This window comes from Devosia sp. XK-2, from assembly GCF_037113415.1.
Classification (GTDB): domain Bacteria; phylum Pseudomonadota; class Alphaproteobacteria; order Rhizobiales; family Devosiaceae; genus Devosia.
In genome coordinates, this window is the sequence record NZ_CP146608.1 from 2967179 (window position 1) to 2988643 (window position 21465).

General features: G+C 62.5%; 23 protein-coding genes. 4 read left to right on the plus strand and 19 right to left on the minus strand.

Annotated features, from left to right (window positions below; translation table 11 throughout):
* The first annotated feature begins 55 nt into the window (after positions 1-55).
* Positions 56-1156, plus strand: a complete 1101-nt coding sequence (locus V8Z65_RS14590) for a YcaO-like family protein (RefSeq protein WP_338720880.1) — start codon at positions 56-58, stop codon at positions 1154-1156.
* Positions 1153-1884, plus strand: a complete 732-nt coding sequence (locus tag V8Z65_RS14595) for a TfuA domain-containing protein (RefSeq protein ID WP_338720881.1) — start codon at positions 1153-1155, stop codon at positions 1882-1884. The genes V8Z65_RS14590 and V8Z65_RS14595 overlap by 4 nt, the downstream gene beginning before the upstream one ends.
* A gap of 90 nt (positions 1885-1974) precedes the next feature.
* On the opposite strand, the gene V8Z65_RS14600 is transcribed toward V8Z65_RS14595, so the two are convergent.
* The 9 genes from V8Z65_RS14600 to V8Z65_RS14640 form a co-directional block, all read right to left on the minus strand.
* The gene (locus tag V8Z65_RS14600) at positions 1975-2646 is read right to left on the minus strand and encodes a 3-oxoacid CoA-transferase subunit B (RefSeq protein ID WP_338720882.1); all 672 of its coding nucleotides are present in this window, start codon (positions 2644-2646) and stop codon (positions 1975-1977) included.
* Positions 2643-3365 (minus strand): 3-oxoacid CoA-transferase subunit A, encoded by a 723-nt coding sequence (locus V8Z65_RS14605; RefSeq protein ID WP_338720883.1) that lies wholly within the window; start codon positions 3363-3365, stop codon positions 2643-2645. The genes V8Z65_RS14600 and V8Z65_RS14605 overlap by 4 nt, the downstream gene beginning before the upstream one ends.
* A 90-nt stretch (positions 3366-3455) precedes the next feature.
* Positions 3456-4337 carry an intradiol ring-cleavage dioxygenase gene (locus tag V8Z65_RS14610; RefSeq protein WP_338720884.1) on the minus strand — a complete coding sequence of 294 codons (882 nt, stop codon included), beginning with the start codon at positions 4335-4337 and terminating at the stop codon, positions 3456-3458.
* Positions 4334-5431 carry a branched-chain amino acid ABC transporter permease gene (locus V8Z65_RS14615; protein WP_338720885.1) on the minus strand — a complete coding sequence of 366 codons (1098 nt, stop codon included), beginning with the start codon at positions 5429-5431 and terminating at the stop codon, positions 4334-4336. The genes V8Z65_RS14610 and V8Z65_RS14615 overlap by 4 nt, the downstream gene beginning before the upstream one ends.
* 4 nt (positions 5432-5435) lie before the next feature.
* Positions 5436-6293, minus strand: coding sequence for a branched-chain amino acid ABC transporter permease (locus tag V8Z65_RS14620; RefSeq protein WP_338720886.1), 858 nt, complete (start codon positions 6291-6293; stop codon positions 5436-5438).
* A 2-nt stretch (positions 6294-6295) separates the two neighbouring features.
* Entirely contained in the window at positions 6296-7000 is a 705-nt protein-coding gene (locus V8Z65_RS14625) for an ABC transporter ATP-binding protein (protein ID WP_338720887.1), read from the minus strand.
* Positions 6997-7725, minus strand: coding sequence for an ABC transporter ATP-binding protein (locus tag V8Z65_RS14630; protein WP_338720888.1), 729 nt, complete (start codon positions 7723-7725; stop codon positions 6997-6999). Before V8Z65_RS14630 ends, V8Z65_RS14625 begins: the two co-directional genes overlap by 4 nt.
* A 4-nt stretch (positions 7726-7729) precedes the next feature.
* Entirely contained in the window at positions 7730-9040 is a 1311-nt protein-coding gene (locus V8Z65_RS14635) for an ABC transporter substrate-binding protein (protein ID WP_338720889.1), read from the minus strand.
* 144 nt (positions 9041-9184) lie between these two features.
* Positions 9185-10093, minus strand: coding sequence for an AraC family transcriptional regulator (locus tag V8Z65_RS14640; protein WP_338720890.1), 909 nt, complete (start codon positions 10091-10093; stop codon positions 9185-9187).
* Between the two features lie 379 nt (positions 10094-10472).
* On the opposite strand from V8Z65_RS14640, the gene pcaQ reads away from it, so the two are divergent.
* Entirely contained in the window at positions 10473-11411 is a 939-nt protein-coding gene (pcaQ, locus tag V8Z65_RS14645; RefSeq protein WP_338720891.1) for a pca operon transcription factor PcaQ, read from the plus strand.
* A gap of 3 nt (positions 11412-11414) precedes the next feature.
* Here pcaQ and V8Z65_RS14650 read toward each other — a convergent pair whose 3' ends face one another.
* The 7 genes from V8Z65_RS14650 to V8Z65_RS14680 all read right to left on the minus strand — a co-directional run bounded on the left by V8Z65_RS14650 (position 11415) and on the right by V8Z65_RS14680 (position 17326).
* The gene (locus V8Z65_RS14650) at positions 11415-12401 is read right to left on the minus strand and encodes an AAA family ATPase (protein WP_338720892.1); all 987 of its coding nucleotides are present in this window, start codon (positions 12399-12401) and stop codon (positions 11415-11417) included.
* Complete coding sequence (locus V8Z65_RS14655) at positions 12398-12808, minus strand: Rieske (2Fe-2S) protein (protein WP_338720893.1); 411 nt, start codon at positions 12806-12808, stop codon at positions 12398-12400. The genes V8Z65_RS14650 and V8Z65_RS14655 overlap by 4 nt, the downstream gene beginning before the upstream one ends.
* Complete coding sequence (locus V8Z65_RS14660; RefSeq protein WP_338720894.1) at positions 12801-13106, minus strand: YciI family protein; 306 nt, start codon at positions 13104-13106, stop codon at positions 12801-12803. Before V8Z65_RS14660 ends, V8Z65_RS14655 begins: the two co-directional genes overlap by 8 nt.
* 7 nt (positions 13107-13113) lie before the next feature.
* Positions 13114-14166, minus strand: coding sequence for a maleylacetate reductase (locus tag V8Z65_RS14665; RefSeq protein WP_338720895.1), 1053 nt, complete (start codon positions 14164-14166; stop codon positions 13114-13116).
* Positions 14167-14196: 30 nt separating this feature from the next.
* Positions 14197-15660: an aldehyde dehydrogenase family protein gene (locus V8Z65_RS14670; protein WP_338720896.1), complete on the minus strand. Its 1464-nt coding sequence runs from the start codon at positions 15658-15660 to the stop codon at positions 14197-14199.
* Between the two features lie 99 nt (positions 15661-15759).
* Positions 15760-16803 carry a hypothetical protein gene (locus V8Z65_RS14675; RefSeq protein ID WP_338720897.1) on the minus strand — a complete coding sequence of 348 codons (1044 nt, stop codon included), beginning with the start codon at positions 16801-16803 and terminating at the stop codon, positions 15760-15762.
* A gap of 22 nt (positions 16804-16825) precedes the next feature.
* Entirely contained in the window at positions 16826-17326 is a 501-nt protein-coding gene (locus tag V8Z65_RS14680) for a hypothetical protein (protein ID WP_338720898.1), read from the minus strand.
* A 173-nt stretch (positions 17327-17499) separates the two neighbouring features.
* Here V8Z65_RS14680 and V8Z65_RS14685 point away from each other — a divergent pair, with 173 nt between their 5' ends.
* On the plus strand, positions 17500-19356 hold the full coding sequence (locus V8Z65_RS14685; protein WP_338720899.1) for a cobaltochelatase subunit CobT: 1857 nt from the start codon (positions 17500-17502) through the stop codon (positions 19354-19356).
* 124 nt (positions 19357-19480) lie between these two features.
* Here the strand turns inward: V8Z65_RS14685 and V8Z65_RS14690 are convergent, their stop codons facing one another.
* From V8Z65_RS14690 to V8Z65_RS14700, 3 genes are read right to left on the minus strand one after another with little or no spacing between them, the layout of a single operon-like run.
* Positions 19481-20074: a hypothetical protein gene (locus V8Z65_RS14690; protein ID WP_338720900.1), complete on the minus strand. Its 594-nt coding sequence runs from the start codon at positions 20072-20074 to the stop codon at positions 19481-19483.
* The gene (locus V8Z65_RS14695) at positions 20071-20784 is read right to left on the minus strand and encodes a HupE/UreJ family protein (protein ID WP_338720901.1); all 714 of its coding nucleotides are present in this window, start codon (positions 20782-20784) and stop codon (positions 20071-20073) included. Before V8Z65_RS14695 ends, V8Z65_RS14690 begins: the two co-directional genes overlap by 4 nt.
* Positions 20781-21437, minus strand: coding sequence for a cytochrome c (locus V8Z65_RS14700; RefSeq protein ID WP_338720902.1), 657 nt, complete (start codon positions 21435-21437; stop codon positions 20781-20783). Before V8Z65_RS14700 ends, V8Z65_RS14695 begins: the two co-directional genes overlap by 4 nt.
* Positions 21438-21465: the final 28 nt, after the last annotated feature.

The following is a 21465-nucleotide window of genomic DNA, read 5'->3' on the forward strand; positions in this document are numbered from 1 at the left end:
GAACCCGCGGGGTTCGGAGCTTTCACTGGAAAGGCGGTTTTCAGCCGCCGAAACCTTGGCGCATGTCACGCCGCATCTGGACCTGTTCGGCATTACCCGGGTAGCGGACCAGACGCGGCTCGATCGGATCGGCATCTCCTGTTTTGCCGCCATGCGGCCCAATGCCATGACTCTGGCGGTGAACCAGGGCAAGGGCCCGGACGATGCAACCGCCAGATTATCCGCTATCATGGAAGCGGTGGAATTTGCGGTGGCCGAATGTCCGACGGCCACCACAAGCAGGGCCTCGGCCCAGCATCTCGCCGGGAGAGGCGAGCGCTTTTTTATGCCCGAGCGGCTGCTGCCCGAGGCGGGCACGATTGCCCCGCACGAGGAGTTGACCTGGCTCACCGGCTATAATCTGCACTCGGGCGAGACCGCACTTGTTCCGCTCGATAGCGTGACCATAGGCACCGATTATGGAACTGCCCGGTTTTCCCAATCTACCAATGGGCTGGCAGCCGGACTGGCCATGGACGACTGCATCATCCACGCCCTATGCGAGCTTGTGGAACGCGACGCCTATAGTTTGTGGTCGCTGATGCCCCTGAACCGGTGCGCGGCCACCCGAATATCGCCCGGGGCCGCCGTCGGCGCGACCGCCCGGGCCACTATCGAGGCCATCGCCAATGCCGGCCTGAACCTTGATCTGTTCAACCTGACCAGCGATATCGGCCTGCCGGTGGTGATGGCCCTGATCTGGGACGATAATCCCCGCACCTATTTCGACGTCGCCTCGGGTATCTGCGCCAGAGCCGATAGCGACGCCGCCATTGCCGGTGCAATCGAGGAGGCCGCCCAGACCCGCGTGACCAATATTTCGGGCGCCCGCGACGATATCGACCCATCCGACTACGACAAGGCCCTGCCCCAATGGATCGCCAAACTGATCGCCATGGATAGGCGCAAACCAGACGCAGTGCTGTCTTCCCTCGATGAGCAGGCGTTTCGCGCCATAATCGACAGGATCGGCGATGACCTGACTATTGTGCCTCTGACGCGGGAAAACGAACTCGTGCAGGTGGTCAAAGTGCTTTCCAACACTCTGGAAGACCGCACAACCAATCGCCATTGGCGTCCGGGGCGGCGCGCGCTTCGGAGCATGACCGCCATATGAGAAAGTGCGTTTTCGGCGGTCCCAGCCTTTATGGCCTTGAGACGCGCCCCGAGGGCATCGAATTTCGCCCGCCCGCGCAAATGGGAGACATATGGAAGGCCGTAACTGAGGGCGTCGGATGGATCGGCCTGGTCGACGGCTATTTCGGCGCCTGTGCATCGGTCTGGCACAAGGAAATCCTCCATGCCCTGTCCGAGGGATGCCTGGTTTACGGCGCCTCATCCATGGGCGCCCTGCGGGCAGCGGAGTGCCATCGCTTCGGCATGCGTCCGATTGGCGAGATCGCTCAGGCCTTCGCACGGGGCATTCTGAACGACGATGCTGATGTGGCGCTGCTTCATGGTCCCGAGGAGATCGGCTATTGCCCCTTCACCGAACCCATGGTGGAGGTGCGTGCAACGTTGGCCGCCCTTTACGCGTCGGATATCGTCTCAAGCAGCGAGCAGGAAACGCTTTTGAGCGCCGCGCAAAGCCTTCATTTCAGCCAGCGAACGCCCGAGGCGATGCTGACCGGCACTGACCTGCCAGAGGCACGCAAGCGGCATATCCTACACGCATACAAGGTCAACAAGGTGCCCGCCAAGCGGCTGGACGCCGAATTGCTGCTGCGCGAAATGAGCGCGGAGCCACCGCCCGCAGAGTCGATTGCGCCATGGACAATCAGCAAATCAGCCTCCTATAGGACTTTGGCGGCGCTCCCCTCCCAAGCGCGGGAAGCGGGCCGGTAATATATCGGGCAACGCCGGCGGTGGTGGCGCCACCCAGAATGCGGGCAATGAGGGGTGCGCTTATAGGCGCAGATAAAGGCGCCGGTCATTTCAAAGGTCCGAGGCGACGAGGTCGCCGATCTGGTCTGGCAGGACCAGTTCGGCGCCGGTCACGGCCTGCAATTCGGCGACACTCATGGTGGGCAGCTTTTCGCGCAGCACGAAGCGTTCATTCTCGATGTCGAGAACCGCCAGGCTGGTATAGACGCGGGTGACGCAGCCAACCCCGGTCAGCGGCAGGGTGCAGCGCTTGACCAGTTTGGGCTTGCCGTCCTTGGTGACGTGATCGGTAATGACGGCGACGCGCTTGGCGCCATGCACCAGATCCATGGCCCCGCCAACAGCCGGCACGCCCTTGGGGCCGGTCGACCAATTGGCCAGATCGCCATTTTCGGCCACTTCATAAGTGCCCAGGATCGCCACATCCAGATGCCCACCGCGCACCATGGCAAAGCTGTCGGCATGATGGAAGAAGGCCGCGCCGGGGCGCAGGGTAATCGCCTTCTTGCCGGCATTGATGAGGTCCCAATCCTCCTCACCCTCGGCGGGGGCCTCGCCAAAGTTCAGGACGCCATTTTCGGTGTGGAAGATGGCCTGTTTGCCCGGCGGCTGGAACTTGGCCACCATTTCGGGAAAGCCGATGCCAAGATTGACATAGGCACCATCCTCGATGTCCTGCGCGGCGCGCCAGGCGATCTGGGCGTTGGAAAGCTTGCTGGTCATGCGTAGGCCACTCCCGCGCGCATCAGCGCTTCTTCCTGTTTGGGGTCGCTGACCTCGACAAGGACATCGACGAAGATGCCGGGGGTCACCACATGTTCAGGATCGATCTCGCCGGGCTGAACGATTTTGGTCGCCTGCACGATGGTCCTGGCCGCGGCGGCGGCCATGAGCGGCGAGAAGTTTCGCGCCGCCTTGCGAAAAGTGAGATTGCCCAGCGTATCGGCCAGTTCGGCCTTGAGAAGCGCCACATCGGCCTTGAGCCAGCGCTCCTGCACATAATGTTTGCCATCGAATTCGGCGACCGGCTTGCCCTTGGCGACATCGGTGCCATAGCTGGCCGGGGTGTAGAAGGCCGGAATACCGGCGCCTCCGGCGCGAATGCGTTCGGCCAGGGTGCCCTGCGGCACCAGTTCCAGGCCGATTTCGCCGGCCAGGTATTTCTCGGTAAAGGCGCGCGGATCGGCTGAGCGCGGAAACGAGCAGATCATCTTGGCGACCATGCCGGCATCGATCATCGCCGCAATGCCGATGCGGCCATTGCCGGCATTATTGTTGACGACTGTCAGATTCTTCGGGCTGCCACTGGCCTTGTAGCGGTCGATCAGCGCATGAATGAGCTCAATCGGCGCGCCCGAGCCGCCAAAGCCGCCCACCATCACCACCATGCCATCGTCAATGCCGGCCACGGCCGTGGCGAGATCGGGCAACGTCTTGTCCATCGCCAATTAATCCTTCCTGAAGTCCGGGATGATCGCGTGCAGGATTCCGGCCCGTGGCGCTGCCAATTCCGGCCTCGCCGCGCTGGATGCCTACTGATTTAGTATGGAGGATGCCCGCAGCCCGAAGTCGTGTTTGAGCCGCTTATGCGGACCCATGCGATCCCCTGAGGCCGTCCAGCCTCCATCTGCATCGTCGAGATGCACCACGAGCTGCCGTTTCACGCCGAAGACCGCATCGCTTTCAAGATATTGATCCCCCTCGATGAACAAATGGGTGACCAACGTGTCGTAGCCCTCTTTGCCGATCATGAAGTGGATATGCGCCGGACGGTAGGGATGCCGGCCCACATGGCCGAGCATCTTGCCCACCGGACCGTCGGTGGGAATGGGATAGGGTACCGGGACGATGGACCAGAAGGAAAACCGGCCTTCGGCATCCGTGACGAAACGGGCACGCAGGTTCTCCTCCTGCCCGGGCTTCTGGACATCATAATAGCCGTCGTCGTCCGACTGCCAGACATCGACCCATGCGTCGGCCAGCGGGGTGCCGCAGGCAGACCGGACCTGCGCAGAGACGTGAAGCGGCGTCCCGGCAGCGCCGCCCGAAATGTCGGCATCGGCCGGACTGACATTGAGTGGCGGCACATAGAAGGGGCCGAGGACGGTCGTTTCGGTGGCCCCTTCGACCGATCGATGATTGATCGCGTCGACCAGCATGGACAGGCCCAGCGTGTCCGAGAGCAGAATGAATTCCTGCCGTTTGTCGTCGCACATGTGTCCGGTCGCGGTCAGGAAACCAATGGCAAGCTCCCACTCCTCCATGGTCAGTTCGACGTCGAGGGCGAAAGCGTGAAGGTGACGAACCAGCGACTGCATCAATGTGCGCAGCCTTGGATTGTCGGCCTTGGCGAAGCTCTGAACGACCTGTTCGGTCAGCGCCGCCTCTGCGGCATGTCGGGAAGACGGGTTCATTTTGCTGGATCAGCCTTTTCAGCAGCAAGCAGATTGCGCCGCGTAGGAAACAGGTGCAGGCCGGTGCGCTGCGAGAACGTGCCCCAGAGCCCCTTGGGTGCCAGCAGCATGATGGCTATGCCCAGCACGCCAAGAACGATCAGATACCAGGGTCCGAAGCCGGACAGGGCATTGCGCAGCACCACGAAGAGAATGGCCCCGATGATCGGGCCCTCGATGGTTGCAAGCCCCCCGATCACCACGATGAAGATGATATAGGCCGTCCAGTCGAGCAGCGAAAAGGCCGAATCGGGAGAGATACGCGAGGTTTGGAGGAAGTAAATGGCCCCCACCAGCGCAGCACAGAAGGCGGCGAAGAGATAGACGGCAAACTTGATCCGGTTCGTTGATATGCCGACGCTTTGCGCGGCCACCTCGCCGTCCTTGATCGCCCTGAGGGCGAGGCCAATGCGGGAGCGCAGCAAGAAATAGCAACCGCCAACGACCAGGATGACAGTGGCCAGCGCGGCCCAGTAGATGATGATCTCGCGGGCCGCCGCCGAGCGCACTCCGAATAGCTCGCTGACAAGCTCCAGGCCGATCATGTCGCCTGTAGCCGAGCGCGGCAAGGATGTACCGGTGCCACCACCCAGCGTCCGCCACTGGGCCAGCAGCAGTCGCGCAACCTCGGCCACGACCCAGGTCACCACCGCGAAATACGCGCCCTGCATCCGGAAGACGAGCGTTCCGATCGGAATGGACAGAAGCGCCACGATCAGCGCTGCAATCGGTATGGAAAGCAGGGGATCGAACCCACCGACAATGATGAGCGCGAAAAGGGCATAGCCGCCCAGACCCACAAAGGCCTGCTGGCCAACTGAAATGAGCCCGGCATAGCCAGCCATGAGGTTCCAGCACAGGGCCAGCGACGCCAGCAGGAACATGAGGATCAGATCCTGCAGCATGGGACGGCTGGCAAAGGACGGAGCAAAGGCCAGTGCCACAACAAGAATTATGGCGAACAGGGCAAAGAGGCGGGAGGTCTGCGTCGCCACCTGTACGTTGTAGGCGTTGGGGGTAGCGGCGGATAGGACGGCGGTTTGGGAAATGGACATGGCTCTACTGCTTGGGAAAGAGGCCGCGCGGACGGATGATGATGAAGACGAGGAACACCAGGTGTCCGGCCAGGATTTGCCATTCGGGATTGATGCGCGCCCCGATGGCCTGGGCCACGCCCAGAATGACCCCACCGGCAAGCGTCCCCCAGAGACTACCAAGTCCACCGATCACGACGGCCTCAAAGGCATAGAGCAGGCGCGCCGGCCCGACGCTCGGATCGAAGTTGGAGCGCACCCCCATGAAGAAGGCGGCGATGGTCAGCACCACGAAGGAAATCCCCATGGCGATGGCAAAGACCACGCGCGGGTTGACCCCCATTAGTTGGACCACCTCAGTCGAATCCGAGGTTGCCCGCAACCTGCGGCCCAGACCGGTGCCATAGAATATGTAGCTCAGCACACCCAGCACCGCGACCGCGACCAGGAAGGTGAGCAGCGGAATGAGCCCGACGGACAGCCCGAAAAGGTTGACCGACTGGGTTTCGATCGGCCCCAACGAGAGCTTCCGGCTATCGGCGCTGAAGGCCAGCAGCAGGCCGTTCTGCACGAGAATCTGCAATCCGAACGTCACCAGCAGAGGCAAGAGAATGTCGTCCCCGAGCGTGCGGTTGAGCAGGAAACGCTGCAGGGCCCAGCCAAGGGCAAATGCAAATGGCAACAAGATCAGGAGGGCCACCGGGAGCGGCAGCCCGAGCAGCGACACCAGGCCTAAAAGCACAAAGGCGGCCAGCACGATCAGGTCGCCATGCGCCAGGTTGATCAGGCGCATGACCCCGAAAATCAGTGACAATCCCGCTGCGTAGAGAGCATAGAGGCCACCCAGCAGCACGCCCTGAGTGATGGTGTTGAAATAGTCCATGATCAGGTTCCGAAATAGGCGCCGAGAATCTGAGCGCGATCGAATTCATCGGCACGGCCGCTGAGGCTCACCTTACCCTCGAGGAAACAGTAGATGCGATCGGCGGCGCTCAGCGCGGCATTCAGATCCTGCTCCACCAGTACGATGGTCGTGCCGCGTTTCTTGATCTCGCCGATGGCCGCATAGACATCTTTCACTGCCGCCGGCGACAGGCCCAGGCTGATCTCGTCGCAGAGCAGCAGGCGGGGATTGGAGATCAGGGCGCGGCCAATGGCCACCATCTGCTGCTGGCCACCCGACAGGGTTGGGGCAAGCTGATCGGCGCGCTCCCGCAGGATGGGAAAGAGGTCGCAGATGGTTTCATAGGTCCAGCCACGATCGCCGCTGCGTCCATTCTCTCCCATCAGCAAATTGTCCGCGACGGACAGCGATGGAAACAGGCGACGCCCCTCCGGCACCAGCGCCACGCCTGCCTTGACCATGTCATAGGCCGGCCGGCCGCCGACGGGTCTGCCGTCGAGCAATATGTGGTCGTCTTGCACTTTGACCAGACCCGAAAGGGCCTTAAGGAAGGACGACTTGCCCGCGCCATTGGCGCCGATAATGGCAACTGTCTCGCCCTCCTCCACGCGGAAATCCACGCCGAAAATGGCCTGAAAATCCCCGTAAAAGACTTCAATTCCCCGAGTTTCGAGCAACGCAGTCATGCCGCGGTCTCCTCGTCAATGCCGAGGTAGGAACGCCGGACTTCAGGGTCGTTCATCACCGCCATCGGCTCGCCATCGGCAATCTTTCTGCCGAATTCCAGCACGATCAGCCGCGACACCACCGAGAGCAGGGCGTGCACAACATGTTCAATCCAGACGATGGTGACGCCCGCCTGATTGAGCTGCTTGATGAACGACACCAATTCCCGGCACTCGGCCTCGGTCAGTCCGCCGGCTATCTCGTCGAGCAGCATGATGTCGGGTTCGGTTGCCAGAGCGCGCGCCATTTCGAGGCGCTTGCGGTTGAGGAGCGTAAGTTTTCCAGCAAGCGTGTTGGCATATGGCGCCAGGCCGGTTTGGTCCAGAATTCGCCCGCACAGATCGACCGCTCCCCGGTAACCGTGCTCACGGCCGTATTCGGCGGCCACCAGGAGGTTCTCGAATACAGTAAGGCTCTCAAAGGGGCGGGGGATCTGGAAGGATCGACCGATCCCGGCGACGCAGCGCTCGCGCAGCGGCACCCGTGTCAGGTCGCGATCGGCCAATTGGATGATCCCGGCGTCAGGAGTGATGACGCCGGTGATGAGATTGAACAGGCTCGACTTACCGGCGCCGTTTGCGCCGATGATGCCCAGAGCTTCTCCCCGGGCAACTTCGAGGTCGATATTGTCGGCCACGACGACGGCCCCAAAGCGTTTGGAAACGCCGGCAAGTCGGAGGATCATAGTCTTACTCGATTGCTTCCATTGTACCGCCGGTCGGAATTTCCGGATGGGCAGCGTTTTCCACGATTACGAGGTCGTACGAGCCATCGTCCTGCAGGCGCCACTGGCCACCCACAAGCGGGGTTTTGGACACGTTCGCAGCCACGGCGGGCGGCAGCCCTTCGGCTCCAAACTCGATATGGCCAACGATGGTATCGAGGTTGGTCGCCGCGATGGCATCGGCCAGCGAGTCTGGATCAAAGGGATCCTCGGCGCGCTTGATCGAGTCCGTCGCCACTTCAAAGAGCGCGTGCACAAAGCCGATGGGCTGCGTCCAGGGGCGGCCGGTGGCTTCGGTAAAGCCGCTGGCCAGGTCACCGGCACTGGCGCCGCTGAGCGAGGACGTGAACGGATGCGATGCCGACCACCACACTTCGGTAGAGAGGTTGTGTCCGGCCTCGCCCAGCGCCTCGACAGCGATGGGAAACAGGATGGCCTTGGCAATTGAGGCGACCTTGGGCCGGTAGCCCTGCTGGTTGGCCTGCGTCCAGAACGTGGTGAAATCGGGGGGAATCACCACACCAGTCACGATGTCGGCATTCGCGGCCTTGAAGGCATCGATCTGGGCCGTGAAATCGTCCGACAGGTTCTGATAGCGCCCCGGATCGTTGACGGTGTAACCGCCGGCAGCCAAGGCGGGCGGCAGGCCGACATCGGGATTGCCCCAGGCGTTGCCATCGGCGTCGTTCGGGAAGAGACCCCCGACCTGCATGTTGGTGTCGAGCTGGTTCCACATGCCCTGATAGGTCGCGATGACATCCTCAAGGCCCCAGAAGAAGTGGTAGGTATAGTCGAAGGATTCCCACGTCGCCGGATCGGCGGGATTGGCCTGGCGCTCAATAAACCAGGGCTGCCACGGCGCAACGGTCGAAATGCAGGGGATGCCCTCGATTTCGCATTGGGCCGACACCGGGTTGGTGGTTTCAGGCGTGGAGGCCACCACGATCAGTTGCACGCCGTCGTCGACGATCAGCTGCCGCGCGACCTCGGCGGCGCGGTTGGGGTTGGACTGGCTGTCGCGGACGATGATCTCCAGCGACACGGGACCATCGGCGGTTTCAATGGTGCCGCCAAGTGCGCCATAGACCTGTTGGATCACGTAGTCATCGGCTTCGGCAAAGGCGGCCAGGGGGCCTGTCTGCGGCGTTACATAGCCGATCTTGATCGCCTCACCCTGGGCCAGGGCCGCCGGAGCCATTGCAGCGACGGCAAGCGCCGATGTTGCACCCAGAAACACACGACGGCTCACAGCCGCTCGTCTCGCGAACTTCAACATATTGCTCCCTCCTGAACTCTCGTCGTGTGCCAGGCCAGGGATGATTATCGGGGCCGGCCGAGATGTTCTTCGTTACAATGGGAACGTTAGGGGAGCGGCGTGCCGCATTCCTGCAAGCGGCAACGCCTATCTTGCATGAAACGATCAGTTTCGCTTAGACCGCCGGTATGCCGCCGGGGTCGTTCCGGTATGACGACCGAACAGCCTGGTCAGGTGCTCCTGGTGAGCGAAGCCGCATTCATAGGCGATTTCCGCAATTGACATGCTGGTCTTTTCCAGCAGCCGCCGCGCCTTGTCCACGCGCAGGTTGATCAGGTAGCGATGCGGCGGCATGCCCAGTTCAGTGCGGAACATCCGGGCAATGTGGCTGGGGCTTCGGTTGATCGCCTGCGCGATATCGGCCAGGTTGATCGCCGTGTCGATATTGGCGGTCATATAGTCGACCGCTTCCGACATGGTCGGCGACAGGCTCGGATACATGGACATCCGCCCCCCACCCTTGAGCTTGGCCTTGGAATAGGTGCGGATCAGCTGCGAGGCGATGGTCCGCGACATGTAGTCGGCGAACATGGACGAGCCCAGGCTTTCGTCCTCCACTGCAAAGGCCGATGCGTCGATCAGGGCGTGCAGCGCCTTGTCGCCCTCCACAATGGCGTTGGGAATGTCGATCCGCGCCGGATCGCCATCCACCATTTCCAGTGCCACTTCCTCGATCACCGAGCGCCGCACATAAACATGCACGGTCTCGATGGCCGCCGTCAGGTGGATGCCAAAATCCACACCAGGGGAAATGATGTGGATTCCACCCGCCGGAATGACCCGGCGCCCGATCTTGCGATCGGTAAGGCTTTCCACCTGGACCGGGCCATCACGATGCAGCACGATAAGGTGATCGCGCGATGACTGGAACACACCCTGGAACGGCATTTCCTTCTGGACTGACGTAAATAGCGAGGTCCAGTCCCGGCCATCGCTGCAGGCTTTGATCTTGGTGCTAGGCTGCACCAGCATTCCATGAGTTTCCTCTATGCCGAAGGGGCGCCGTGCATACATTTCTCTCTCCCACTTGGCTTCTCGGCTCTTCTCGGCCGGCTCAAAGCCCTCCGCTTGTCGAAGCGGTTCATGTTTGCGGCTCAAGGCCAGTCTGTTTCACTCCCGGATACGTTGCCGTGTGACCGGGCTATCCTGATCGGCCGCACCGGACATGGCTTGCACGAGTCCACTAGATTATTGACAAATCCGATCATCCGAAGGACCCGCTGACCTTTTGGCGGCCGACCCGCAGCGAACGCCTGGCGTCGTGCTGGTTCTCGCGCGGCACGCGCGAGGGCTCAACGCCCTCTCCACATAACCAGGCAATCTATAATGACACTTGAACTTGCGGCGTAAAGTGATAATTTCTCAAGACTATATAACCTGTAGTAATATAAAATTGACAAGCTCAAGCCTTCTCGACCCACGCATCAAGCTCCGCCATGTCAGCTGCTTCCTCGAGGTGACGAGGCAGGGTGGGGTCGTACCCGCCAGCCGGGCACTCGGCCTCAGCCAGCCCGCCGTCTCCAAGTCGCTCGCCGAGCTGGAGGATCTGCTCGGTGCGGCCCTGTTCGACCGAAGCGGACGTCGACTGGTGCTCACCCGGCAGGGCGAAACCTTTGCCCACCATGCCATGACGGCAGCCGCGGCGATCCGTGAAGGCATTCAAAGCGTGAGCCAAAGCGGCACCCGCCAGCGGACGGTGCGGCTGGGGACGCTGCCCACGGTCGAAGTGGAGGTCGTGCCGCGTGCCGTGGCTGCCTTTGCCAACGGCCCCCTGGCCTGCCGGGTACATGTGGAGAGCGGGCCGAGCACCCACATGTTGAGCATGTTGCGCGACGGCAACCTCGATTTCATTGTCGGTCGCCTGGCCGGTCCCGAAGTCATGGGCGGCATGGTGTTCGAACATCTCTATTCCGAACAGCTCACCTTTGCCGTGCGTCCGTCCCATCCACTGGCCACGCGGTCTCAGCTAACCTATCGCGAGCTGGAACCTTTCCCCATGCTGCTCCCCCCCGCAGGAGCGATCATCCGGCCTATCGTGGATTCGCTTTTCATCGCCGGCGGAGTGGGCAGCTTCAAGTTCGAGATCGAGACCGTCTCGAACAGTTTTGCGCGGGCCTATACCCTGGAAAACAATGCTGTCTGGACCATTTCCCGTAGTGTGGTGGCGCGCGACCTCGAGCTTGGTCAACTCGTCCCGCTGGCCCTCGACACCAGCGCCAGCCACGGCCCGGTGGGCATCACCATGCGCAGCAACGAACAGCTCGACGCCGTTGCCTTGGCCATGATCAACGCGGTTCGCGAGGCCGCAGCCGCCATTGTGCTGCACACCTGAAGGCTAGAGCCTCTGCCAGTCCGACGGGGCGACGTCAGCCAGGTCGCGCCCGAAGCAGCGCTGGTAATATTCGCCATAGAGGGGCCGTTCGGCCTCGTCGCAGCGATTGAGAAAGGCCGTATTGAAGGCAAAGTCCAGATTACCGAACACCCGGTAATTCTGGGCCCAGGAAATCACCGTCCGCGGTGACATGACCACGGACACATCGCCGGCGGCAAAGCCGGACCGGGTCAGGTTGGCCATCCGGACCATTTGCAGCAAAGTCTCGGCCCGCTCCCCTTCGCCCATCCATGGCACCTTGCTCAGGACCACTTCCACCTCGGCGCCTTCCTCGAGATAATCGAGCCTGGCGACTACATTCCAGCGGTCCAGTTGCGCCTGGTTCAGCTGCTGAGTCCCGTGATAGAGCCCGGTCACATCCCCCAGGCCAACAGTATTGGCGGTGGCGAACAGGCGGAAATGGGCATTGGGGGCAATCACCCGGTTCTGGTCGAGAATGGTCAGCTTGCCGTCGGCCTCCAGCACACGCTGGATCACGAACATCACGTCGGGCCGGCCCGCATCATATTCATCGAGAACCAGCGCAACCGGGCGCTGGTAGCACCAGGGCAACAGGCCCTCGCGATACTCGGTTACCTGCTTGCCGTCCCTGAGCACGATGGCATCCTTGCCGACCAGATCGATGCGGCTGACATGGCTGTCAAGGTTGAGCCGCACGCAGGGCCAGTTTAGACGGGCGGCCACTTGTTCGACATGGCTGGACTTGCCGGTGCCGTGCCGCCCCTGCAGCAGCACCCGCAGATTCTGGTCGAACCCGGCCAGGATCGCCATGGTCGTCGCCGGATCGAAACGATAGCCGGGGTCGAGTGCCGGGACATGATCGTCCCGTCGGCTGAAGGCCGGCATCGTACCGTCGACATCGATACCGAAACTGTCGCGTATGCTCACCGCGGTGTCGGGATGCGCGGAAGCCGAAAGGTCGTCTGTCATGGGGAGCCTCCGGGCGTCGAAATCACGATCATGCCGTCCTCGACATGCACCGGAACCGGGTCGAGCCAGCAATTGAGCGCCGCCCCGGCCACGCCAAAACCATCCTCGATGCGGAACTCGGCAAAATGCATGGTGCAGCGGATGCGGCTGCCATCCTCATTGAGAAAGTGCCCAGCGCGATGATTGAGCGGCGAGGAGTAATGCGGGCAGATATTGAGATAGCCGTGAACTGCTGCACCACGCCGCACCACGAACATGGAAAAGACCGTGGTGCCGCGCCCAAAGACAAACTCCCTGGCGCTGCCGTCGGCGATCTCGTCGAGCGGCGCGAGCACTGTTCCGGGCTGAGGCGCGCGCGGTCTCAGCCGCCACAGGAAAGGGTCAGGCCTGGAGAGTGCGTCAGCCATGCGCAGCCTCCGGCAGCCCCAGGCCCCAATTGAAGCGGGTGACTGTCAACTCCCGGTAAAGCCCGGCCTCGGCATAGGGATCGCCGGCCAGGAACTGTGCCACGTCACCACGGTTTGCCGCCTCGATCACCAGCAGACTGCCGATCATCGCGCCATTATCGTCGGTCAGTGGACCGCCGATCCGAACAACGACCGGATGGTCATGCAGGCGCAGGCGGGCACGGTGGGCGTCGCGCAGGCGCTGCCGATCGGCAAGGCGTCCGGGGTGGTCGAAGGCATGGACACAGAAATATGGCACATCAACCTCAGGGTGCCCGGCCGTCAAAGGCCGCCTGCAGCATGTCGCGCACCCCTTCCCGGGTGACGGGGCGCGGATTGTAGTAGGGGTTCTGAACGGCCTGGTCGGCAGCGGCATCGAGATCCGCCTCGACAAGACCCATTTCCCTCAACGACCGCTTCGAGGCCGCGCGTTGGCTCAACTGGTAAATGCCATGCGGACCGTCGTCCGTGCCCAGGGCACGCGCGATCTGCACCATGGCCTGCGGCGCCGCGTCGCGATTGTAGGCCGCCGTATAGGGGATCATCAGGGCATGGATATCGGCATGGTTCAGGTTGAACATGCCGCCCAGCGTGTGGCAGATTTTGTGGTGGATCGCCATTCCCACCGCGCCAAGGCAGCACCCGGCCAGCCAGGCCCCATAGAGCGCCTCGGAATGAGCATCCCGGTCGGCCGGCTCGGCCATCAACCGCGGCAGGGCCGCGCCCAGAGCACGGATGGAATCCGCCGCCATCATCGAGATGATCGGGTTGCGGTCCTTGGCATAAAGCGCCTCGACCGAATGGGCGATCGCATTCATGCCGGACGGACCGGAAATGAAGGCCGGCATGGTCACCGTCAGTTCCGGGTCGTAGATGACAGTCTCGGGCAATACTTTCGGGCTGTTCAGCGTCGTCTTGCGGCCATGCTCGGTCTGCCCAAGGATCGGTGTCATTTCCGAACCGGCAAAGGTTGTCGGCACGATCAGCTGCGGCAGGTCGGTCCGGTAGGCGATAGCTTTGGACAGACCCGTGGTCGAGCCGCCACCTATGGCCAGGCAACCATCTGCCCGCACGGAGCTGACCGCCTGGAGGGCGGACTCGGTCACATTGGTCGGGGTATGCTGGGCGGCGCCGGGATACATGATCCCCGCCCGCCCGCCGATCGTCTTGGCGATTTCGGCCGCCAGGCCCGACTGTTCCGGCGTGGAGATGACGATCGCCCGTTCGATGCCCAGGCGCTCCAGCTCCTCGCCGATCCTGGACCGGCTGCCAGGTCCGAAAATCACCCGCGAAGGATGGGCGTTATAGGTGAATTCCATTTGGCTGTTCCTCAGTCCCGCCACGACCCGTCAACGCTCGTAATGCGGTGGCATCCTGGAGTCGAAATTGATCCACACTGACTTGGGCTGGGTGTATTCCCGCATCACTTCGAAGCCCATTTCCCGACCATAGCCGCTCTCGCCGACACCGCCGAAAGGCGAACCGGGATGCACAACCTTGTAGCAATTGACCCAGACCATGCCGGCATGGATGTCGCGGGCAAACTTGTGGGCGCGCGTAAGATTGGCGGTCCACAGGCCCGAACCAAGGCCGTATTGCACGCCATTGGCGATGGACAGCGCCTCCTCGTCATCCTCGAATGTGGTGACCGTGACGAAGGGACCGAAAACCTCCTCCTGGCTGACACGGTCGGTCGGCTTGGCTTTCACGATGGTCGGTTCGACGAAATAGCCCTTGGCCAGGTCGTCGCGGTCCGGCTGCTTACCGCCGGTCAGGATTTCGCCGCCCTGGTCCTTAGCCACTTGGGAGAAATGCAGCACACGCTCCTGGTGCTGCTTTGAAGTCAGCGGCCCCATTTCCGTGGCCGGGTCGAGCGGATCACCCAACCGGATCGACTGGGCAAGGCGGGTGAAGCCATCGAGGAACTCGTCAGCGATGGACTTGTGCAGGATCAGCCGCGAGCCTGCGATGCAGGCCTGCCCCTGATTGTGGAAGATGGCAAAGGCCGACCCGCCAATGGCGGCCCGCACATTGGCATCGCCGAAGACGATATTCGGCCCTTTGCCGCCCAGCTCGAGCTGCACTTTTTTGAGATTGCCCGCCGATGCCTGGACGATGCGCCGACCCGTGGCGGTCGAGCCGGTGAAGGCGACCTTGGCAATGCCGGGATGCTCGGCAATGCGGGCGCCCGCCGTATGCCCAAAACCGGGCACCACATTGACCACGCCCGCCGGGAAGCCCACATCGCGCATCAACTCGGCAATGCGCAGCGTGCTCAGCGGCGTCAGCTCGCTGGGCTTGATCACGATGGCATTGCCCGCCGCCAAAGCCGGCGCCATTTTCCAACTGGTGAACATCAACGGGAAGTTCCACGGCACGATCTGCCCGACCACACCTACCGCTTCGCGTTGCACATAGTTGAGAAAGCCGGGATAGACCGGCGGCACAAAGCCCTCGACCTTATCCGCCATGCCGCCGAAATAGCGGAAGCAGCGCGAAGTGCGCGGCACATCGAGCTTGCGGGCATCTCGTACCGGATGGCCGGTATCGAGCGCCTCGAGCGCGATCAACTCCTCAGCATGGGCGTCGATGGCATCGGCGAGCCTGAGCAGGAGATTGCCGCGGTCGGCCGCATCCGCGCGGCCCCAGGCAAATTGCGCCACACGCGCCGCCTCGACCGCCCGGTCGACATCCTCGGCCCGCGCCTCGGCGATCTCGCAGATGACCTCACCCGAATAGGGGTTGAAGACGGGGATAGTGCCTCCTGCGAGGCCGTCGACGAACTCGCCGCCGATGAAAAGCTTGGTCTGCACAGCTGCTACCGATGCCATGGTGAAAATGATGAGAAAGGGTCAGCCCCCGGGGCGGGGACCGACCACCGGGCGGAAGTGGGAGCGACCGCCCTTTTCGCCCTAGAACTCGACGGCGACGTCGGGCGCGAGCCCCTGCCGGATGAGTTCGGGGATCTTTGGCGACCCATTTTCCCAGACCAGCAGCATGGAGCGCTTTGCAGAGAAACCCTGGTGCCGGATGTCGGCGGGCATGCAGCAGCAATCACCCGCCTTCATGTTGACCACGGCGCGGGGGCGGCCGGTCGCGCCATCCTTGACGTTCCAGGTGATTTCATCGGTTAGCTGGATGAACCATTCGCACCGGTCATTACCGTGCTCGACGGGCAGGATGTATTCCTCGGAGGTCGGGCAGAAGAGGCTGTCCTTGACCACTGAACACACGGACGGGTTCCAGGTCACGTCCGAGCGCGACAGATAGGCGAACAGGTTATAGGCCGAAACTTCGTGCTCGAAGCCGGGTTCAGCATGCACTTCGGGCTGATCCTGAACGACGTCGTCGAACATGCGGTTGACCGGGTAGCCGTTGCCGTCGGTCCGAACCGGGGTATCGCCCGGCAGCCCGACCATGCGACGCGCCGTCACGCGTTCGCGGCTCACGGCCTCGTCATTGTCGCCATTCTTGATTCCCCAGGGGACGCCAGTTTCCATCGGAGCGGCGAACGGGTCATAACCCTCATTCGTCCAATCCGAGATCATCTGCTTGAACACGTCCATGAGCTTGTCAGCCTTGAAGCGCTCGACAAGGTCGCGGCCGGCGGACGTGTAGGCCTCGTTGGTAGCGCCCAGAAACATGTCGACCTCACCATAGTAGTTGGTGGTGCCGAAGACCTGGTCGAAATTCACCGTGCCGTAGAAAAAGCCCCAGGCGACATCCCGCATCAAGGCGCGCAGGAAGGCGTCGGCCGGCATGGTGTGCACGCCGTTCGGTGTGGTGACGTAGCAGAAGTATTCGTCGCGGTGGAACTTGAACGAACCGGCCTGAAAGGACTTGTATCCGGTAATGTTGTCGGCTGGGTTGACGGCAAAACTGTTGTTGATCGACAATCCGCGCGGATTGCTGATTTCCTGCTCATTGCCGTCGAAAGCAGATTCTTTCATCGCCATGGTATGGTCTCCTTGATCGGCATTACTGCTGGCAGAATTGCGCCCACTTGTGCTGGGTCACCGGACCATCGATGGTCTGGATGAGAAGCGTGCAAGTTTCCGGGGCAGTGAACTTGTAGGCGGCGCCCACGGGCAACATGGCCATATGGCCACGGCCGAGCACGACATAGCCCATATTGGCGCCCTCGGGTTTACCCGGGATCGCCACCGCGCCCTCGCTTTCCGGATCGACCACAGCGTCGGGATCGGCCAGCTTGATGTAGTCGACGCGCACCTTGCCATCCATGGCAATCACGAATTCATCGTGCGCGGCGGTGTACCAGCCGGACTCGCCATCTGCCTTCACCGACTCGATGACATATTCGAAGTTCTTGGCCACGGCGACGCGCTCATAGGGTGCGGACTTGGCGGCCACCTCGAACATGTTCGAAAACACATAGCGCTTGGGATCGTCATCAATGGCGGTGATGCCGCCCTTCTTGTAGGAATGGATTGAACCGAAATCTGTGGTGTACTGCCCCACGGCAAAGCCTCCTCTTGCATGCGAATGGCATAGGCCTTCGAGACAAAAGAGTAAGCAATCGGCCCATTTAGGGGCCTGCACAAAGCGCACAACCTTCTGCGCATTCCACGCCGACAATCGTCCCATGGCCGTGCCGCTTGGGGTAAACTCGGGGCCGCGGAAGGAGACATCGAATGGCCAATAGCGATACCCGTTCCACCATTCTCAAGCGGGACGAGAAGGGACAGGTCCGGCACGGCGCCGAATGGCTGGCGCTGTGGTCAGACCCCGATTCCATGCGCTCAAGGGCCGAGCTGAGCGAGCGACGCCAGAGCGAGCGACGGCAAATGGATCTTGTCGGCCAGCTGTCTGCCGCCGCCCGCTCGCTGGCCGCGCGGGATGACATCGACGTGCAGGTCGGCGAAGCGGATTCCACCGGTGGTCTACGCGCCAGCGCGGATGAACTGAACGACCAAAACATGCCCGCCCTGCGCGGTCGCATCGATTCCGCCGCCCTGTTCCTGCGTCTCCACGATCCGGCGCTGGACGATGACGCCACCGGGGCCGGGCCGGGCGAGACCCGACTTCTCGGCCTGCTCGAATTGCTGCGCTGCGAGGCCGTCGGCGCCCGACGCCTGCGTGGCGTCAGCGACAACCTCGTGGCGGCTCATCTGGCCCGGCTGGCCCGGGCGGACCTTATGGGCGCGCATCTTGCCTCGCTCGTGCCGCTCGAAGAGGCGGTGCGGATGGTGATCGGCGATGCCCTGGTGGAGCGCGACGAACCCAGCGTGCCGACATCGGGCTTCTGGATGTGGCACCGCTGGATGCATGAACGACTGCAGCCCCGGATCGACGCCCTGGTGGCGCAGGTCGAGGACCAACGCGCTTATGCCGCCGCCGCCGGGCAGTTCGTGGCCGCGCTCTACCAGGCGCTGCATGGCCGCGGCGAAGGTCCCGTCCGCCGCGAGATCAGCAACCGCACCGGCGGTCCGCAGGACGGCGAGCTCGAACATGGTACCGCCCAGACCGATGATGAGAGTTTCGAACCCGGGCCGGAGGCCATTGGCGGGAACGACGACAGTATTCCCATCTGGCCGATGCTGGAACTTGCGCGTGCACCCGCGCATCCACCCTATCGCCCGTACACCACCCGGCATGACCGGGTCGTGCGCGCCGCAGACCTGGTGTCGCAGCAGGCGCTACGCGACGCCGGGCGGAAGCTCGACCAGCGGCGCGGCGCCAATAAGCGGACGATGGCCAGGCTGGTGACCCAGCTGCAGCGGCGATTGATGGCCCGCCAGACACGTTCCTGGACCTTCGATCTCGAGGAAGGGTTGGTCGATGCCTCCCGCCTCGACCGCGTCGTTGTCAATCCCGGCTTTGCCGATGCCTACAAGCAGGAGGAGGAATCGGAGTTCCGCGACACTTGCGTCACCCTGCTCATCGACAATTCGGGCTCCATGCGCGGCAAGGCCATCGAGTTGTCGTGCCTTGCTGCCGATCTCATCTGCGCCGCGCTCGAAAGCTGCTCGGTGGCCACCGAAGTGCTTGGCTTTTCCACCTGCGGCTGGAAGGGCGGGCAATCCGCGCAGGACTGGATGCGCGCGGGCCGCCCCGACAATCCCGGCCGGCTCAATGACCTGCTCCATATCATCTACAAGTCGGCCGACGAACCTTATCGGCGCACCCGGCTCAACCTCAATGCCATGCTTTCACCCGACCTGCTCAAGGAAAATATCGATGGCGAGGCACTGACCTGGGCCGCGCGGCGCCTGATGGCGCGGGGCGAACAACGGCGGATCCTGATCGTTATTTCCGACGGCGCGCCGGTGGATCAGGCGACCATCGAGGCCAATGCCGACAAGGAAATCCTCGACCGCCACCTACGCGAGGTCATCGGCCAAATTGAGCGCGCCGGCCAGATCGAGATGGCGGCGATCGGCGTGCGTCATGATGTCAGCCAGTATTATCGCTCGGCCCGCCGCATCGAGGCCATAGAAGAGCTTGGGCCGGCGCTAATCGGCGCGCTCGATGCCATGCTGCTCAGCTGAGTGCAGCCCCAGAGCGCACCCGGCAAGTGGCAATAGCTCTACGCCTCGGGCTTCGAAGCGAGGATCGGAAGCTCGACAAACAGGACGCTAGAGCGCCCATTCTCGTTCAATCAGTATGTGAGCCCTAATGGACGCCGATAATGCCCGGCTCCAGCGTGTAATATCCAGCCAGTGTCAATTCCACGGACACATCCTCGAAGGTGGGATTGGCAAAATACCAGCCGTGAATACCGTCGAGCGGCGCTGTCAACGTGCCACTGCTTTGCGCCGCCTGTCCCTTGATATAGTCCATGACCACGGCTGGACTGCCATCGGTCGGCAATGTGTGGCCGTGAAACTCGAAGACGACCGGCGCCGACGCCTTCCAGGAATAAACCATGGTCTGCCCTTCCTCCAGCGTCACCTTGTATTCGGTCGCGCCCAGCGTCACACCGAAGGCCCCGATCGGTATCGTCACCACGTCCTGATGGAAGGGCAGCGGTTCGGCCCGGGCAATGTCGGGCGGGGCCGAAAATTTGGTCGCCACCACTATTTCCGGCGGCGCGGACAGCGTGTTAAGCCCTGTCAGGGCGCCAAAGCCGGTGGGATCGAGCCCATACTCGGTCGGCAGGATCACCGTCACGGTCAGCACCGTCCCAAGGAGCGCGGCCCCCAGCGCCTGCAGTCCCAATTGACCCGCGCGCGGCGCGGGCGGTGTCGCTATGGTCTGGGTGCTCATGCTCCGCTCCAATATCCAGTCAACTGCATCTCGACCAAGGCAAATCCGGCCGCCATAACCAGGACATTGACCAGGGCCGCTTGCCGCCCGAAGCCCGGCAATGTCCGCCAAGCCTGCAGAGCCGTAAGAATGAAGGCCAAAGCCACCAGCTGGCCAAGCTCGACGCCGATATTGAAGGCGATCATGTTCGGTACGAGGCCGTCGCTGGACAGGTTAAGGTCCTGCAGCTTGGTGGCAAGGCCAAAGCCGTGCACCAGCCCGAAGCTCAGCACCACGAACTTCTGGTTGGGCGAAAAGCCAAGCAGGCTTTTGAACCCGCCCAAATTGTCGAAGGCCTTGTAGATGACGGAGACGCCGATGATGGCGTCCACGATATAGGCATCGAGGCGCAGGCCCGAGAGGACTCCGACCAGCAGGGTCAGCGAATGGCCGATGCTAAACATGGTCACATAGATGGCCACGTCTTTCAGTCGGAAGAGGAAGAAGAGGACCCCCAGCAGAAACAGCAGGTGGTCATAGCCGGTGAACATGTGCTTGGCCCCCAGATAGAGATAGGGCCAGAAATGCACGCCGGTCGCCGTTTCCAGAAAGGCCGCGTCGCCGCCGGCCACACCATGCGCCTGGGCGGGGCCGACCAGCGCTGCCGACAGGACGAGGACGGCCGGCGCCGCCCGCGCGCTTCGAGCGGGCAGAGCGTCGGCCCGTCTCACTCGATGAAGTCCTCGACGCGGTCAAAGTCGAAATATTCGAACGGTCTGCGATAGAGCTCGTGGCAGCTCTCGCATATCACTTCCAGCTCCTCGACGCGCGCCAGGGTCTCCTCGGGCGGCGCATCCGCAGCTTCCTGTGCCTTGATATAGGCGTCGTAGGACATCAGCTTGAAGGATTCAAAATCTTCCCACACGGCCTTGTCGGCGAGCGAGACATGCGCGGCATCGGCCTTTTCGCCTTCCTCGGTATAAGGATTGGCCTCGGCCCGATAGAGACTGGGAAAGGCGTATAGCATCGCCGAGATTGACTGCAGGCGGCCGCGCAGTTCGAGGTCATCCATCGGCAACGCACCATCAAGGATATCGTGCACGATATCGTTGTGGGCACCGATGCTGTTCATGAGCAACCGGCGGCCAAGTGTTGTTTCCTTTTGCGATGTTAATGCGACCATGTCCGCGGTCGCTGCCATCGACTGGGCCCCAACCGGCAGGAAGCTACCGCCAATCAATAGAGCCCCCACAACGGCCACGGCCACCCATACCTGCTTTTGCATCCTGCACTCCTCCCTTTTGCGGCAGGAAACCAGCGGCGCGGTGAGCGGTCCTGCACAATCGCCCGCAAATCCTGCACCAAAGCGGAACGGCCGGATCATGCAGACCTCAAGCGGAAACAGGCAGTCC